Annotated in this window: 18 protein-coding genes; 4 read left to right on the forward strand and 14 right to left on the reverse strand. The window is 71.3% G+C overall.

Annotation, left to right across the window (positions count from 1 at the left end):
- Window positions 1–38 precede the first annotated feature (38 nt).
- From IF19_RS0127695 to IF19_RS0127760, 14 genes are all read right to left on the reverse strand, one after another.
- Window positions 39–284, reverse strand: a complete 246-nt coding sequence (locus IF19_RS0127695) for a helix-turn-helix domain-containing protein (RefSeq protein ID WP_030116328.1) — start codon at window positions 282–284, stop codon at window positions 39–41.
- A 323-nt stretch (window positions 285–607) separates the two neighbouring features.
- Complete coding sequence (locus IF19_RS0127700) at window positions 608–2,152, reverse strand: YfjI family protein (RefSeq protein WP_030116329.1); 1,545 nt, start codon at window positions 2,150–2,152, stop codon at window positions 608–610.
- A complete protein-coding gene (locus tag IF19_RS0127705; protein WP_136975151.1) occupies window positions 2,149–2,379 on the reverse strand; it encodes a hypothetical protein in 231 nt (76 codons plus the stop codon). The genes IF19_RS0127700 and IF19_RS0127705 overlap by 4 nt, the downstream gene beginning before the upstream one ends.
- A gap of 113 nt (window positions 2,380–2,492) precedes the next feature.
- Entirely contained in the window at window positions 2,493–3,404 is a 912-nt protein-coding gene (locus tag IF19_RS0127710) for a bifunctional DNA primase/polymerase (RefSeq protein WP_030311408.1), read from the reverse strand.
- Between the two features lie 106 nt (window positions 3,405–3,510).
- Window positions 3,511–3,777 (reverse strand): hypothetical protein, encoded by a 267-nt coding sequence (locus IF19_RS0127715; RefSeq protein ID WP_030116332.1) that lies wholly within the window; start codon window positions 3,775–3,777, stop codon window positions 3,511–3,513.
- 15 nt (window positions 3,778–3,792) lie between these two features.
- Window positions 3,793–5,565: a MarR family transcriptional regulator gene (locus tag IF19_RS0127720; protein ID WP_030278098.1), complete on the reverse strand. Its 1,773-nt coding sequence runs from the start codon at window positions 5,563–5,565 to the stop codon at window positions 3,793–3,795.
- Window positions 5,566–5,820: 255 nt separating this feature from the next.
- Entirely contained in the window at window positions 5,821–6,282 is a 462-nt protein-coding gene (locus IF19_RS01000000135040; RefSeq protein WP_050494088.1) for a hypothetical protein, read from the reverse strand.
- A 14-nt stretch (window positions 6,283–6,296) separates the two neighbouring features.
- Window positions 6,297–6,521: a hypothetical protein gene (locus tag IF19_RS0127730; protein ID WP_030116336.1), complete on the reverse strand. Its 225-nt coding sequence runs from the start codon at window positions 6,519–6,521 to the stop codon at window positions 6,297–6,299.
- Complete coding sequence (locus tag IF19_RS0127735; RefSeq protein ID WP_030116337.1) at window positions 6,518–6,862, reverse strand: RRQRL motif-containing zinc-binding protein; 345 nt, start codon at window positions 6,860–6,862, stop codon at window positions 6,518–6,520. The genes IF19_RS0127730 and IF19_RS0127735 overlap by 4 nt, the downstream gene beginning before the upstream one ends.
- Window positions 6,859–7,368, reverse strand: coding sequence for a hypothetical protein (locus IF19_RS0127740; protein WP_030116338.1), 510 nt, complete (start codon window positions 7,366–7,368; stop codon window positions 6,859–6,861). The genes IF19_RS0127735 and IF19_RS0127740 overlap by 4 nt, the downstream gene beginning before the upstream one ends.
- Window positions 7,365–8,372 (reverse strand): hypothetical protein, encoded by a 1,008-nt coding sequence (locus tag IF19_RS0127745; RefSeq protein ID WP_030116339.1) that lies wholly within the window; start codon window positions 8,370–8,372, stop codon window positions 7,365–7,367. Before IF19_RS0127745 ends, IF19_RS0127740 begins: the two co-directional genes overlap by 4 nt.
- A complete protein-coding gene (locus tag IF19_RS01000000135045) occupies window positions 8,369–8,665 on the reverse strand; it encodes a DUF6303 family protein (RefSeq protein WP_032748873.1) in 297 nt (98 codons plus the stop codon). Before IF19_RS01000000135045 ends, IF19_RS0127745 begins: the two co-directional genes overlap by 4 nt.
- Window positions 8,665–8,922, reverse strand: coding sequence for a DUF6284 family protein (locus IF19_RS0127755; protein WP_030278099.1), 258 nt, complete (start codon window positions 8,920–8,922; stop codon window positions 8,665–8,667). Before IF19_RS0127755 ends, IF19_RS01000000135045 begins: the two co-directional genes overlap by 1 nt.
- Window positions 8,923–9,809: 887 nt before the next feature.
- The gene (locus tag IF19_RS0127760; protein ID WP_030116342.1) at window positions 9,810–10,526 is read right to left on the reverse strand and encodes a GntR family transcriptional regulator; all 717 of its coding nucleotides are present in this window, start codon (window positions 10,524–10,526) and stop codon (window positions 9,810–9,812) included.
- A gap of 56 nt (window positions 10,527–10,582) precedes the next feature.
- Between IF19_RS0127760 and IF19_RS0127765 the strand changes: the two genes are divergently transcribed.
- From IF19_RS0127765 to IF19_RS0127780, 4 genes are all read left to right on the forward strand, one after another.
- On the forward strand, window positions 10,583–11,413 hold the full coding sequence (locus tag IF19_RS0127765) for a class I SAM-dependent methyltransferase (RefSeq protein WP_030116343.1): 831 nt from the start codon (window positions 10,583–10,585) through the stop codon (window positions 11,411–11,413).
- Window positions 11,414–11,575: 162 nt separating this feature from the next.
- The gene (gene rlmN, locus IF19_RS0127770) at window positions 11,576–12,682 is read left to right on the forward strand and encodes a dual-specificity RNA methyltransferase RlmN (protein ID WP_030116344.1); all 1,107 of its coding nucleotides are present in this window, start codon (window positions 11,576–11,578) and stop codon (window positions 12,680–12,682) included.
- Between the two features lie 336 nt (window positions 12,683–13,018).
- Entirely contained in the window at window positions 13,019–14,116 is a 1,098-nt protein-coding gene (locus tag IF19_RS0127775; RefSeq protein WP_030116345.1) for a thiamine ABC transporter substrate-binding protein, read from the forward strand.
- Window positions 14,117–14,196: 80 nt separating this feature from the next.
- On the forward strand, window positions 14,197–15,813 hold the full coding sequence (locus tag IF19_RS0127780; RefSeq protein ID WP_030116346.1) for an ABC transporter permease: 1,617 nt from the start codon (window positions 14,197–14,199) through the stop codon (window positions 15,811–15,813).
- The last annotated feature ends 3 nt before the right edge of the window (window positions 15,814–15,816 follow it).

A 15,816-nucleotide genomic window follows, 5' to 3' on the forward strand; every position in this document is an offset into this window, starting at 1 on the left:
CGCGACCGGTGGTGGTCGCGCCCCTGTGGGTAGTGTGGTCAGGCTGCTTCGCGGTCGATGTTCTTGAGGTGGGTGACGTGGGCGAGTACTTCGGCGGGGTCGTAGCGGATGTGCTTGCCGATGCGGAAGCCGGGCGGGCCGATCTGCTTCTTGCGCCAGGCGTAGACGGTCTCTTTGGGCACCTCGAAGATTTCAGCGATGTCGTCGGGGGTGAGGTAGCGGTCAGGGAGGCCGCCCCGCAGAGTGGCGCGGGGGTCGGTCTCGGGGGTGCGCTTGGGTGCCACGGAAGCTCCTCGGGGCTGCGGTGGGCCGGTTTCCGTGACAGAACTGACAGAACCTCGCCGCTAGCCCGCTGACCTGCGGATACTCCAGTTCCCAGCGTCGTGACAAAACCTCGAAAAACTCTGACAGAACCTCCGGGCGGGGGGTTCTGTCAGAGCACCCCGGGCACCGGCGAGGTCGGTGGGTGCCGTGCCGGAAACCGGGTGCGGGGAGGTTCTGTCAGAGTTTTCGGAGGTTTTGTCAGAGCCGTGATCATGGCTGTTTGTGCAGGTCAGCGGGCTGGTGCGGGGGTTGTGTCAGTTCTGTCAGCGGAACGGGGGTTCTGTCAGCCGGTGGTGAGTGGCGGGGTGACGGCGGGGTGGGTGTCGAAGCGGGGCGACGGCGGCCGGCCACCGCGCCCGGTACGCGGGGGTGCGGGCTGCTGGCGGACCCATCCGTGTTCCTCCAGCAGGGTCAGTGCGGGGTCGAGGTCGGTCATGGCGGGGAAGTCGCCGCGTGACAGGCCCCGGAACAGCTCGCGTTTGGTGAAGCCGGAGAGGCGCTGTTCCTTGAGGTGGGTGAGGAGCTGGTGGGCGGCTTCCTGGGCGGGGTCGGCGCCCATGGCGTCGAAGACTTCCAGGGCGTGGGCGGTGAAGTAGTCCCCGATCTCCACCGCGCTGGCCATGGTGGCGGCCTCGATGGGGACCATCCATCCGTTGTCGGGGTGGGTGGCGAGGTGGAGGAGTCCGGCGATGCGGGCGACGGCCCCGTCGCGCTTGGACGCCCACTTGATGACCGGGTGGAGGCTGCGGCCCTTCCCGATCCGAGATTCGGTCACCTTCTGGTAGGCCAGCAGGACCGCGTCCGCCTCGGGGGTGAGGGTGAGGACGGCCGGGTCGGTCCAGTCCGCCAGCGCCAACGCCAGCCCGCCCAACTGCTTGGCGTAGGCAGCCGCGGTTTCCTCCGGAAGCAGATCCGGGGTCAGGTTCCGCGACCCGACCAGGGAGACGGGCTTGGCATACAGGAACCGGGCCAGCAGCCCTCGCCCGTCAGCGCCCTTCACCCTGCCGAGGGAGTCCAGGACTTCGGGCTGGATGGCGAGGCCCATGGTGATCGCGGGTGCTTCAACATGCTGCGCGTCGCGGCCCTGCCGGTTCACCCGCACCATGTCTCCGGCGTGGCCCTTGAGGAAGATTCCCATGTTGGGGGTGCCGGAGTAGCGTCCGGCGATGATGTCGAAGATCTCGCCCTCGGCGGACATGACGCTCATCCGCCCCTCCTGGTCCGCGACCAGGGTGGCGAGGCTTTCGGGGGTGACGTCGTCCGCGACCAACTGCGGCTTGGCGGGGACGGTCATCTCGTCGGCCTGCTGGGCGAGGTGAACGGCTTCGGCGGTGAGCTGGTCCCGCAGCCCCGGTTCGGCGGCGGCGGCCTTCTGCGCGGCCTTGTCGGCGGCCGACCGGGCCAGGCGGGCGGTGGTCTCGGCTTCCGCCCGCCGGGGCCCGGACAGCTCCACCAACGCTTTCTCGGCAGCCAGCAGGGGGCCGGTCATGAGCGCGAACACCGCGCTCTTGCGGTTGCCGGGGGGCAGGGCGACGGCGGTGTAGAGGTTGACCGGCTCCCGCCAGTGGCCCCGGACGTGGACGGTGGCCCGTCCGCCGGCCGCCGTGGCGAGCACCGCGAGGGCCAGGCACCCCGCCAGGTCCACCGGGGTTTGAGTCTCCTCGGCGACCCCGGCGACCATGCCGCTCAGCCAGTCGGGCAGGGCGTGGACGGGGAAGGTGGGGAGTTCGCGGCGGGGGTTGAGGGGGACGGGTTCGTCCCAGACGGGGCCGGTGATGGTCTCGGGGTCCAGGGAGTCGTTGAAGCCCTCCCACAGGTCGGCGCTCATGCGGCCTTGCTCCCTTCGAAGTTGAGCAGCGGGCAGGACTCGGGGTGCGCGGTGTGAGCCTCGATCAGGGCCAGGACACCGGACCGGCCCCGTGCGGTGCGCTCAAAGCCGCACCGGCACCAGGACCGGGCCGAGACCAGCGCCGAGAACGAGGGCGGGGCGACGATGTCCAGCCACCGCACCGGCTGCGGCCGCAGGTCAGAGCGAACAGCAACAGGGACGGCCATGCGGCCGACGCCTTTCGGCTCGCCACCGGTCACCCGTGCTGCCGTGGGGTTGGCGGCGTGCGGGGTGTTCGGGGTGGCAGGCAGGCTCTTAAGGCGGAGAGTCCTGGGGGTGGTCATGCCGGGCGCCCGGGGTTGTTGGCGATGGACCAGTTCAGAGCGCTCGCCACAGCGGACCGGCACTCGTTCTCGCGGAGGCCGGCCGCCAATCCCGCCGAATTAAGAGCCTGCTCGACTTCGTGGCGGGCGAGGTCGCCGGACGGGATGAACCGCCCCAGAGCCCGTGCGGCCCGAACCAACGTCCAGTTCCGTGACCCCTCCCCGGCCCCCGCGACGGCCGCCGTTTCGGCCCGGAGAGCCGCTGCGGCGTACCTGGAGGCCCGACCCGGCGCGGGCGCGGCCAATAGGCCCCGGTCAGGCTGACGGGGCGTCAGGAGGGCGCAGAGCCATTCCGGGAGCGGTACGGGCGCGGTGGGGTCGACCACTTCGTACGTACCGTTCGGGAGGGTGCTTCCGGCGGCGACGACGTATCCGCCGTGGGCGCGGGTGTCGATGTGCTTGCCGAGCCTGCCCGCACTGTTGCCGAGCCTCACCCTGCCGGGGGCGGTGAAGTACAGGTGGTGCCCGCCGCTCGCGGTCCGGGTCCGGTAGGTGGCGGGGACGGTCTGCCCGGCGCGCTCGCAGAGCGCTTGCAAGGAAGTCGCGCCGTCAGGCGTCCCTTTCGGGTCCTTGGCCTTGACCGGGTCCAGGTCCACCACGACCAGCCCACTGGGCCCCGTGGCGAGCCCGACGTTGAACGCCCCCGCCGACCACGCCCGGCGGATGCGGTCGGGGTCGGTGGTGGCCCGCTGCTCCCACTTGCGGTGACCGGCCGTGCAGTCGCCGGTACCGGGGCAGGCGGTCTCGCCGTGGAGGGCGGGCCGCTTGTCGCGGGGGCGGAGCGGGAAGACGTGCCAGCCGCGCTCGGCGGCGTCCAGCGCGGCGGCGAGGTGGGGCCCCTCTCGCCGGATGGGGGTGGGTTGGGTCATGCTGGGTGTCTCCAGTTCTCTGAGTGCTGGCAGACGAGAGCGGCCCCGGATCTTTGGTCGGACGGGGGCCGCTCTCGGCTTGTCAGGGGCGGGGTGGTCGTCTCGGTCAGAAGGGCGGTTCGTCGCTCCACGGGTCGCGCACGCCCCGGCGGCGGTGACGGATGCGCGGGAAGCGGAGCAGGCTCCAGTGGCGGTTTTCGTCCCAGCAGGTGCAGGGGTCCCACTCGGTGCCGGCGTACTCGCCTTCGTGGTCGCCGTAGTCGTAGGCGAACCCGCCGTCACCGTCACAGCGGGGGCAGTCGGGGTCGGGGGTGTCGGTCAGGACCAAGGTCCGGCGGTCCCACCCGATGAGCTGGATACGCAGTCGCGGCATGGTCGGTCCCTCCGGTCAGGCGGCCTTGTCGGCGGTGAGTCCGCCGTCCGGCTGGCGGGTGATGTGGCCGGTGTCGGTGAGACGCTTGACGGCCTTGGACACCGTCCCCTTGGACAGCCCGGTCGTCTCGGCCAAGTCCTTCTGCCGTACCGGTGCTGCGGCGGTCTCGATCGCGTCGAGAATCCGGGCGTCCGTCCCGTCCACGGCCGCCACGACCGGAGCGGCGGCGCTGGGCTTCACGAGCGTGAGCGTCGGGGCCCCGGTGGCGGTGGCGGGTGTGGTGGTGCGCGACCAGATGGGCTGGTCGGGGAGGGCGATGACGACGGCCTTGTCCATGTAGCGGACCTTGACCGGGTCGGGGCCGCGCTTGCCGTCGCGGATGAGGGCGACGCCGGGGGCGGGGAGTTCGTCCGCGTTCCAGCCCTTGGCCTGTGCGTCCTCACCGAGAACGACGCGAGCTTCGGCGGGGGTGCGGACGGCGAGGCAGATCGAGGTGCTGATCTGCGGGGCGATCTGCTTGGGGACGCCGTCGCCGATGGTGGGCTTCTGCGTCATCCACCACAGGTCGATGCACGCCGCCCGCCCCATCCGGGCGATCGACTCCAACCCGGGCAGGGCGCTGCGGGTGCGGACCTTCGTCTTCCCGTCGCCGTCCTCCTCGGGGAAGGGGACCTTGTCAGCGGCGGTGACGACTTCCGCGCCCTCGTCCACGACGACGGTGATGCGGGGCCGGTCGGCGGTGGGGCCCCAGGTGTCCTGACCCTTGGGCAGGACGTTGAGCCGGTCGTGCATCTCGGCTTCCACCTCGTCCACCACGGCGATGACCTCTTCCGGGGTGGAGGCGACGCGGGCCCGGTGGTCCCACAACCGGCCTTCCACGCGCTTGAGGTCGATGATGACCAGCGCGTTCGTGTCGCCCTCGGAGGCGTCGAACAGGAGCGGGCGGGACGCGACGCTCTTGCCCGCCCCGGACCGGCCCGCGATCAGCAGCCGTTCCCCGAGGGCCACGGCGACGTGTTCGCCGGTGACGGTGTCGATGCCGAGCGAGCGCCGCTCGGGCGCCCACAGGAGGTCGTCGCCGTCGGCGGCGCTGCGGGTGCGCAGGGTCAGTTCGGCCCAGCCGCCCTGCTTCCCGGCCTTGATCTGCAACCGCAGCCCGGTGCGCGCACCAAGCAGCGCGCGGATGTGATCCTCGGACCCGCGCAGCTTGGTGGCGGTCCACTGGCCGTCGAGGCGGACCGCGACGACGATCCCGGACTCGGTCAGGCGCGGCCGGCCGGTCAGCGTCCCGGCCAGGCCGCGCTGTTCGGCGTGCTCGCGCCAATGCTCGGGCTGGAGCCGCTTGAGCAGATCGCGCTCCTCGGCGGTCGGCTCGATCGGGGAAGCCGCGGGGCGGTGAAGCAGCGCCCACAAGACTGCTCCGGCGACGGCGACGCCCACGGCGACGGCCGCCCACATCCACACCCGGCCCGGAACCAGCGGCAGCCCGACATACCCGGCGGCGGCGGTGGCGAGTGCGGCTTTGGAGGCGAACAGCCACATCGGGTCGGGCACGCGCCGCTTTGCGGTGGCGAGTTCACGCTCCGCGCGGTGGACCAGGCTGGTGACCTTCTGGGGGTCGGTGGCCTGCGCCTGGGCGAGGGCGGCGCGGGCGTCGCGGACGAGCGGTTTGCGGGTGGCGCGCAGGGTGCGGCGGCGGTCGGATTCCTTGGCCCAGCGGTCGGCGGTCCAGCGGGCGGCGGTGGCTGCGTACTGGCGGTGGGTCTGCCAGGCTGATGGGTGACTCACGGGTTCCTCTCCAAGGGCTATGAGTCGGTGGGGGCGGGCCCGGCATGGCCCGCCCCCACACGCGGGCGTGTGTACGCGCGGTGATGGAGTTTCCGGTTTCCTGGTTTCCGGCAGGGGCCCCTACGCGTGTGCGCGCGAGGCGGGAAACTTCCGTCACCCTGCGTCGCTACGGGGGCCCTGGCGGCCGAACAGGGGCCGGGGGGTCTCAACCCACCCGGAAGGGGTCCCGGCGCGCCTGTGGGGCGCTGGGCGGTTTCAGTGGGTGGAGCGGCCGAACCACCGGTTGTGAACGGTGGTGTTGTGCACCGTCGCGGGGTGCCCGCCACCGAGCACGGCGGGCGCGATGCGAGAGGCGACGACGGCGATGGCTGCCCACATCACGAGCGACCCGAGACCGGCGGCGGCACTGACGAGCTGACCGGCACCGAGGAAGAGCTGACCGGTCCCCCAGCCCGCACCACCGGCCAGCAACCCGCCGGCGGCGATGCGCTGGGCGCGCGGGTCGAACAAGGGCTGCGGCGTCAGGTCGCGCGGCTGGTAGGGGGCGGGGACGGTGGGCAGGTGCTCGCGGAGCACAGCCACCATGCCCCCGTCCGGGCCGGGGACGTAGACGACCGCCCCGGCCCGCTCGGCATGCAGCCGAACCGTGCCGGTGGCGGGGGTGCCGTCCGGGAGGAGCACGACGGACGGGGTGCGGAGCGCGGCCGGGTGGTCCATGGGGTGCCTCCGGGTCAGTGGGCCGACTCGGCGGCCTGGCGGGCGATGTCCCTGATGCCGTCCAGCAGCTCGTCGATGCGGTCGAGGGGGACGTACAGGGTGGGGCTCGGGCCCTTCCGGCCGGGACTCGTGTGGATGGCGACCGCAGGCTGGGCGCGGTCGGTGCCGGGGCGAAGGGTGACGGCCTCGGCGGTCAGCGACGGCCCGTCAAGGGGGTCGATGGTGAAGCGGAAGGTCATGAGGTGTCCTTTCCGGACGACGGAGTGTCGTGGCAGGTGACGCACATGCCGAGCGAACGCGGGATGCAGTACCCGGCATCGGTCCGGCAGGTGGGGCAGGTGCGGCGGGCGAGCATCGCCGCAGCGAGTGCGGCGGTGCGGGCCGGGGTCATGGGGCGGACGGGCTTGGCCCGGTCAACCCGGTAGAGGTAGGCGACCAGCGGTTCACGGCGACGCCGCGGCCGGTGGACTTCCGCGACGACGTCCTGACCACCCGGCCGCAGCCCCAGCGCTCGGAGCTGACGGCGGGTGGCCAACCCGTCGGGGGCGAGGTGCCACCGGTAGGTGGGCAGGCTGTTCACGGGGTCGTGGTGCCGAAGGGGAGGGGCTGGACCCGCCAGATGACCTCACGGGCCGGGGGCAGGGCGGCTCCGGGGGTGTGGGTGGTCCAGCCGGAGCGGGGGGCTCCTTCGGCTTCAGCGGCGATCTCCGCCGCTTCCGCCGTGGGGTGGATGCTGTGCAGGCTCCCGTGGTGGAACAGGACGTAGACCCGGTCCGCCCGGCTGTTCTGCTTGCGGGTGGTGCGCAGCAGCGTGCGCAGGGCCTGACGGTCCTCGGTGTCCAGCAGGGACTGCGCCCGCAGGGTCTCCAGCTCACCTTCGAGGCGGGCCGCATCCTGCGTTGCGCGGGTGAGCGCGGCCCGCAGTTCCTCCACCGTGGTCCCGGCGCGGTTCGCCGCGGTGGTGGCGAGGTCCCGTTCCAGTTCGTGCTGCTCAGCCTTGGACCGGGCGGCGCGGGCGTCCGCTTCGCGGTTGGTGAGGTCGGAACGGAGGTCGTCGAGGGTGCGGGTGCGGATCAGGGTGATCATGCGGTGGCTCCCTCAAGGGCCGGGACGGCGGTGGGGGTGTCGCGGTGTTCCTGGTAGCGGGTGGAGACCCAGCCGACCGACCAGCCGCACAGCTCGGCAGCCGTACGGACGGGAAGCCCGGCGTCGAAGGCGGCCCGGACCGTGGCCCGAGCGCGGGTCTCGTCCTGCTTCTCCACGGCGGGGCCGGCGGACAGCAGCGCCTGGCGTTCACGCTCGGCCCGCTGCTGTTCACGCATCTGCTCACGGCGCTCACGGGCTTCCCGCTCCCGGGCCTCCAGCTCGCGGCGCTGGGCGGCCTCGCGTTCAAGGCGTTCACGCTCGGCCTGCTGCTGTTCACGCATCTGTTCACGGCGTTCACGGGCCTCACGCTCGGCCCGCTCCCGCGCCTCCGCCCGCTCGCGTTCCTCCCGCCGTGCGGCTTCCTCGCGGGCGGTCTGTTCACGGGCGATCAGCGCTTCATGCTCACGCTGTTCACGCGCCAGCAGGGCTGCGTGCTCCCGCTCCTCACGCTGCCGCCGCTCCTGTGCCTCACGGCGCTCGTTGGCAGCCTGTTCGCGCTCTGCCCGTTCGGCCTTGAGCTGTGCTTCACGGGCCGCCTGGGCGGCGGTGATGGCGCGCCGGTAGGCGAGTCCGGTCTCTGCGGTGACGATCAGAAGGAGCGGTGCGACCGCGTGGACAGCGGCCCCGACCAGGTCCTTCTTCAACGCGGAGTCGGCCACGTTCAGGGCCAGGGTCATGGCTCCGGTCATCCACCGCAGTGCGATGGGCCACCGGCCCCCGTGCCCGCCCAGAGCGGCCAGGACCGAGTCCAGGCGGACCACGATGACGACCGCCGCGTCCACGACGAGCGGCAGGATCGGGGCCGTCCACTCCCACCCCTTCGGACTGTGGCGCTCCATCAGCGGGGTGACCGTGAGGATGGAGAACAGCATCGCCCCGCCCACGATCAGCCACGTCCCGACCGACAGCGCCTTCTCCGCTGAACGGATCTGAACAGCGTTCACGACGCCACCCCCACGTGCGCCCCATCGGGGCGAGGGGCCACAGGGCGGACGGGGATCTTGGCGAACAGTCGCCGCCGGGGTGCGGGGGTGGCGTCCCACTTCCACTCGGCCCCGTCCCGGGCCGCGTAGCCGAGAGCGGCCAAGGCGGCCACGCGCTCGGGGACGGTCGGGACGGGCTCGGCGCGGTTGAAGCCGTGGACCGGCCACTCTCGCGGCTCGTAGCCGGTCAGGACGAACAGCTTCCAGGTCCCGGACGCGTCCAGGACCATGCGGGCCTCGGGCAGCAGCGCCATCACGCCACCTCCCCGGCGGTGGTGGTGTTCGCCAGGTCGCGGCGGGCGGCCAGCACCCGCCGACGGGCCCGGCGGATACGCCGCTCGTCCAGCTCGGTCGGGGTGCGGTCGATGGTCATGATCTGCGCGTCCAGCAGGTCGACGTCCGCCAGGATGGCGGGCATCTCCGTCTCGATCGCGTCCAGCTCGGCGTCCGACGGCTCACCGTCGAACGAGGCGGCCGTAACGGCCGCGTGAAGTGCTGCGATGCTCTTCATTGGGTCAGTTCCTCTCGGACAGGAACGGCTCACAGAGACCCCCGGGGGTGCCACCCCGGGGGTCTCGCCGTTGGAACCATCCGGCTCCCCTCAGCCCCACCCGTACGACAACGCCCACCAGGACAGACCGGACGGGTGGAGGAGGCAACCGGCGCGGCGAGAGACGCCGCGAATCGGTGGAAGATGACCGGCCGCCCGCAGAGCCCGAAAGCCCTGACGGACGAGTGTTGGAACGGCGCTGCCCTACCGGCCTGTCACGGGAGCGCCCGGATATGTAACTGCCTCACTGGTGCTCCTTCGCTGAGCTGACCAGGGAATGTGTGCAGGGATTCGCCGGGGCCGTTGCCACGGCCGCCCGGTCCCGAGCCTGCGATTCGGTGCGTCATCGTCACTGCTCTGACGCCAGCAGAGCGGCACGTACCGGGTGGCAGCCAGGACGTTGACCTCCAGGAATGGAGGGATGATCGCCAGGGCTGTTCTCCAGAGCCAGCACGCCTCAAAAGGGGCCGCCGACGACATCACCCGGTCGCCCGCGGGGACAGGGACTTCCACCCCGTCGAATCACTCACACACTGTTCGGTTCAAAAAGACCAGCAGTTCCCTGATGAGCGCGGTAACCCTGACAGGGCTCCCGCCGAAGCGGGACTCACCAAGCACTGATGCGTTCGCGCAGGTCAAACCACGGCCGACTCGCCCCCTCCGAAAGTTCCGGGGCGGGCGTTGGCCACATCAGAAGACTGGACCGGTGGACCGGTCCAGTCAAGCGATCGGTTTGCGGGTTGCGGTGCGTGCGCGAGGGAAGTTGCAGGTGGCGGGCGGTTTTGTAGGAAGAAAAAAGCTGAACCGGTGGACCGGTCCAGCGTGTTGCGAGCGAACGTTGTGTGCGCCTACATGACGTAGGTGTCCACCTGCTCGAAGAGCGAGGAGGGTGTAACCCCCTCCTCGCAGACCAGCGGCTTCCCCTGGTCGTCGTACGCCGTGTGCAGCAGCACGGCTACCGGCGTCCCTTCCGGTACGCCCAAGCGCTCCGCTTCCGTCTCCGTCGCCCCCCGCACGGTGGTCACGTCCACGCCTTCTGTCGGGCCCCGCCCGGTCTGACGTCGGACGTATCGCGTCGTCCCCTCTGCGATCGGGGCGGTGTCTGCCAGGCGCGGCGAAACCTCCGCGACCTCCGGCGGGAACCACGCTTCAACGCAGCTATTCGGCGTTCCGTCCGGGAGCTGGAGCACGCGAACGCGCCGGAGTGCCTTCACCCCGGGTGAGAGTCCGAGGGTGGCGGCGACGCGGGCGGGTGGTTCGGCCCAGTCGGGCTCACCGACGCGCAGGAACGGCATCCCGCCCAGGATGCGCGCCGACCCGGCGCGGCGAGCGCCGGCGGGGCGTGCGACGGGCGTCTCCGTAACGACGAACCCGGTCCCCTGCTTGGCCACGACTACGCCGTCGTTTCGCAACACATCGACCGCCTTGATTGCAGTGGCCCGTGACACGTCCCACTGCTCGGCCAGCTCTCGGCCCGACGGAATCGTGTCCCCGGGTGCGATTTCACCGGCGGCGATGCGGGCGCGCAGGAACTCTGCGATCTCTTCGTACTTCAGGACTGCCATGGCTTCCCCTTTTCCCTGCGCTGGACTGGTCCACCGGTACACACGATACTGCGACCATGTCGAATCTCGAATTGGCTCCCTCCGTGATGCGGTTCTATGGCGAGACGGTCAACGAGGACAGCCGTCTGCGTAGCTCGGCAGACGGTCGGATGGAACTGGTCAGAACTCAGGAACTCCTCCGACGCTTTCTGCCCCCCGCGCCAGCGCGCGTGCTCGACGTGGGTGGGGGGACCGGGATTCATGCTGAATGGCTAGTGAAGGATGGTTACGAGGTTTGTCTGGTAGACCCCGTGCCCCGTCACGTTGAGGCGGCGTCGGCGGTGTGCCCGGCGGTGGTCGGTGACGCGCGCGACTTGCCTGAGCCGGACGACACCTTTGACGTCGTGCAGCTCCTCGGGCCGCTGTACCACCTGCCCGACCCCGCTGATCGGCAGCGGGCGCTCGCGGAGGCCTCCCGCGTGGCAAAGCCCGGTGGGCTGGTCGCCGCCGCCGCGATCAATCGCTATGCGTCGCTCTTCGAGCACGTGACGTACGCCCACCTGCACACCGAGCGGATTCACAACTCCGTCTCCAAGATTCTGGAGACGGCGGTCTACGACGGATCGCGGGGGTTCACCCTGTCGTACTTCCACCGGGCGGAAGAGCTGGTGACGGAGCTGGGTGCCTCGGGGCTGGAGAACGTGCGGGTTTTCGGCATCGAGGGCCCGGCCTGGTCGCTAGTGAAGGCGGCAGAGCAGCAGCCGGGCGAAGGTCCCACGGATGAGCTGATCGCCTCAGCCATGGACGCGGCCCGCATGGCAGAGCCGTACCCGGAACTGCTCGCCGCCAGCTCGCACCTCTTGGCCGTCGGTACCGTTCCGGTCGGCAGCGCTGGCCGACGGCCCTGACCTGCGGACGGGGTCAAGGGGCCGGGCCGTCTGTGGGCCGTCGAGGGGCGGCCAACGACGACCCGCAACCATCATCAACGACCGGCACCGGCCTGCCCGGGTCGCCGCTGAGCTGGGCGATGACCCGGGGCACCTCGGCGTGTCTGCCACACTGGATGAACCATGCCTAAGCCCGGAGAACTCACTTTCGTCGCGCCCCGCGGAGCCAAGAAGCCCCCGCGCCACCTCGCCGACCTCACGCCCGCCGAGCGCAAGGAAGCGGTGGCCGCGGCCGGTGAGAAGCCGTTCCGCGCGCAGCAGCTCTCGCAGCACTACTTCTCGCGGTACACCCACGACCCCGCCCAGTGGACCAACGTCCCGGCCGGGTCGCGCGAGAAGCTGGCCGAGGCGCTGTTCCCCGAGCTGATGTCGGTGGTCCGGCACATCAGCTGCGACGACGACACCACCCGTAAGACCCTGTGGAAGCTGCACGACGGGACGCTCGTCGAGTCCGTCCTGATGCGCTACCCGGACCGCGTCACCATGTGCATCTCCTCGCAGGCCGGCTGCGGCATGAACTGCCCGTTCTGCGCCACCGGCCAGGCCGGCCTCGACCGCAACCTGTCGACCGCCGAGATCGTGCACCAGATCGTCGACGGCATGCGCGCCCTGCGTGACGGTGAGGTCCCCGGCGGGCCCGCGCGGCTGTCCAACATCGTTTTCATGGGCATGGGCGAGCCGCTCGCCAACTACAACCGGGTGGTCGGCGCGATCCGCCGGCTCACCGACCCGGAGCCGGACGGCCTCGGCCTCTCGCAGCGCGGGATCACCGTCTCCACCGTGGGCCTGGTCCCGGCCATGCTGCGCTTCGCCGACGAGGGCTTCAAGTGCCGCCTCGCCGTCTCGCTGCACGCCCCGGACGACGAGCTGCGCGACACCCTGGTCCCCGTCAACACCCGGTGGAAGGTCCGCGAGGTCCTCGACGCCGCCTGGGAGTACGCGGAGAAGTCCGGCCGCCGGATCTCCATCGAGTACGCCCTGATCCGGGACATCAACGACCAGGCGTGGCGCGGCGACCTCCTCGGCCGGCTGCTCAAGGGCAAGCGGGTCCACGTCAACCTGATCCCGCTGAACCCCACGCCCGGCTCCAAGTGGACCGCCTCGCGGCCCGAGGACGAGAAGGCGTTCGTCGAGGCCATCGCGGCCCACGGCGTGCCCGTCACGGTCCGGGACACCCGAGGCCAGGAGATCGACGGGGCCTGCGGGCAGCTCGCCGCCTCCGAGCGGTAGGGGGCGGCGTCGCGCGCGCCGGCGCGATCTCCCGTCCGCGTGCCGCTGGCCCCCGGCCCGTACGGGCTCCGGCCGAGGGGCTGGAGCCCTTCTGATCGGCCGGAAATCGCCCGTGTAGCCTGGGCGGCAGTCAACTTCATATTCCGACAGGGGAGCGCCACAGCGCTGAGAGTGCGGCACCAAGGACAGGTTGGCCGCAGACCCTCTGAACCTCGCCCGGGTCATTCCGGGTAGGAAGTTCGGACCTTACTCAAGCTGTTGCGCCCTGCCCGCTTCCGGTTCGCCGGTCAGCGGGCGGGGCCGCGTCTCTTCCTGGTCACCTCCAGGAGGAATCACATGAACACCACCACGAAGTACGCGGCGACCGCGCTCGCCGCGGCGCTCGGCGTCACCGTGCTCGCCGGCTGCGGCAGCGACGACGGCTCCGCGGGCTCCGGGGCGTCCAAGGGCAGCGGCTCCAAGACCGTGACCCTGGTCAGCCACGACTCCTTCAACGTCTCCAAGGACGTGCTGGAGGCGTTCACGAAGGAGACCGGCTACACGGTCAAGACCCTCAAGAGCGGCGACGCCGGGGCCGCACTCAACCAGGAGATCCTGACCAAGGGCTCCCCGCGCGGCGACGTCTTCTTCGGCGTCGACAACACGCTGCTCTCCCGCGCCCTCGACAACGGTCTGTTCACCCCGTACGAGGCGAAGGGCCTGGACCGGGTCGCGAAGGACACGCAGCAGGACGAGAAGCACCGTGTCACCCCCGTCGACACCGGCGACATCTGCGTCAACTACGACAAGAAGTACTTCGCCGACAAGAAGCTCGCGCCGCCGAAGACCTTCGCGGACCTGCTGAAGCCCGCGTACAAGAACCTCCTCGTCACCGAGAACGCGGCCAGTTCCTCGCCCGGTCTCGGCTTCCTCCTCGGCACCGTCGCCGCCGAGGGCGAGGACGGCTACGAGGCGTACTGGAAGAAGCTCAAGGCCAACGGCGTCAAGGTCGTCGACGGCTGGGAGCAGGCGTACAACGAGGAGTTCTCCGGTTCCGCAGGCGGCAAGAAGGCCAAGGCCGACCGTCCGCTCGTCGTCTCCTACGCCTCCAGCCCGCCCGTCGAGGTGCTCTACGCCGACCCGCAGCCGAAGGAGGCCCCCACCGGGGTCGCCACCGGCACCTGCTTCCGGCAGACCGAGTACGCCGGCCTGCTGACCGGGGCGAAGAACGAGGCGGGCGGTAAGGCGCTGCTGGACTTCCTGATCAGCAAGACCTTCCAGGAGGACATGCCGCTGACCATGTTCGTCAACCCGGTCGTCGAGGACGCCGAGCTGCCGGAGCTGTTCACGAAGCACGGAGAGAAGGTCGACACGCCTCCCACCGTCGCGCCCGAGAAGATCTCCGCCAACCGTGAGCAGTGGATCCAGTCGTGGCAGTCGCTGGTCCTGAAGTAGAGCCCGGGAAGCGGCCCGCCCGCCCCGCGCCGCCCGCGCGCGGGGCCGGGCGGCGCGGGGCGGCCCTGCGGCTCGGTCTGATGGCCGTGCCCGTCGCCTTCTTCGCGCTGTTCTTCGCCTACCCCGTGACGGCGATCGTCGGCCGCGGGTTCAGAACGGACGACGGCTGGCGGTTCGGGCGGATCGGCGAGGTGCTGGGCCGCCCGGACATCCTCGACGTCCTCTGGTTCACCACCTGGCAGGCGCTCGCCTCGACCGCGCTCACCCTGCTGATCGCGCTGCCCGGCGCGTACGTCTTCGCCCGCTTCGCCTTCCCCGGCAAACAGGTGCTGCGGGCCGTCGTGACCGTGCCGTTCGTGCTGCCGACCGTCGTCGTCGGCACCGCGTTCCTGGCCGTACTGGGGCGCGGCGGGCTCCTCGACGAGCTGTGGGGCGTCCGCCTCGACACCACCGTCTGGGCGATCCTGCTGGCCCACGTCTTCTTCAACTACGCCGTGGTGGTCCGTACGGTCGGCGGCCTCTGGTCCCAGCTCGACCCGCGCCAGGAGGAGGCCGCACGGGTGCTGGGGGCCGGAAGGTTCGCCGCCTTCCGCCGGGTGACGCTGCCCGCGCTCGTCCCGGCCGTCGCCGCCGCCGCGCTGATGGTCTTCCTCTTCACCTTCACCTCCTTCGGCGTCGTGCAGATCCTCGGCGGACCGGCGTACTCCACCCTGGAGGTGGAGGTCTACCGGCAGACCGCCCAACTGCTGGACCTGCCGACCGCCGCCGTGCTGACCCTGGTGCAGTTCACCGCCGTCGGCGCGATCCTCGCCGTGCACGCCGTGACCGTACGCCGCCGGGAACGGGCGCTGAAGCTGGTCGACCCGGCGCAGACCTCCCGCCCGCCGCGCGGAGCCGGACAGTGGGCGCTGCTCGGCGGGGTCCTGCTCACCGCACTGCTGCTGATCCTGCTGCCCCTCGGCGTGCTGGTGGAGCGGTCTCTCGACGGGCCCGGGGGGTACGGCTTCGGCTACTACCGGGCCCTCCAGTCGGCCGGGTCCGGCGCCACCTCCACCTTCCTGGTGCCGCCGCTGGAGGCCGTGGGCAACTCCCTGCGGTACGCGCTCGTCGCGACGCTCATCGCCCTCGTCGTCGGCGGACTCGCGGCGGCGGCCCTGACCCGGCGGGCCGGGCGGCTGGTCCGGGGCTTCGACGCGCTGCTGATGCTGCCGCTCGGGGTCTCCGCCGTGACCGTGGGCTTCGGCTTCCTGATCACCCTGGACAAGCCGCCGTTCGACCTGCGGACCTCCTGGATCCTGGTCCCGCTGGCGCAGGCGCTGGTCGGCGTCCCCTTCGTCGTACGGACCATGCTGCCGGTGCTCCGCGCGGTCGACGAACGGCTGCGGGAGGCCGCGGCCGTGCTCGGGGCCTCCCCGCTGCGGGCCTGGCGGGAGGTCGATCTGCCGCTGGTACGGCGGGCGGTGCTCGTCGCGGCGGGCTTCGCCTTCGCCGTGTCGCTCGGGGAGTTCGGCGCGACGGTCTTCATCGCCCGGCCCGACACCCCGACCCTGCCGGTCGCCGTGGCCCGGCTGCTCGGCCGGTCCGGGGAGCTCAACTACGGGCAGGCGATGGCCCTGAGCACGATCCTCATGCTGGTGTGCGCGGTGTCGCTGCTGCTCCTGGAGCGCATCCGCACCGACCGATCAGGGGAGTTCTGAACG

The sequence above is a fragment of the Streptomyces californicus genome (assembly GCF_000717645.1).
Taxonomy (GTDB): domain Bacteria; phylum Actinomycetota; class Actinomycetes; order Streptomycetales; family Streptomycetaceae; genus Streptomyces; species Streptomyces californicus.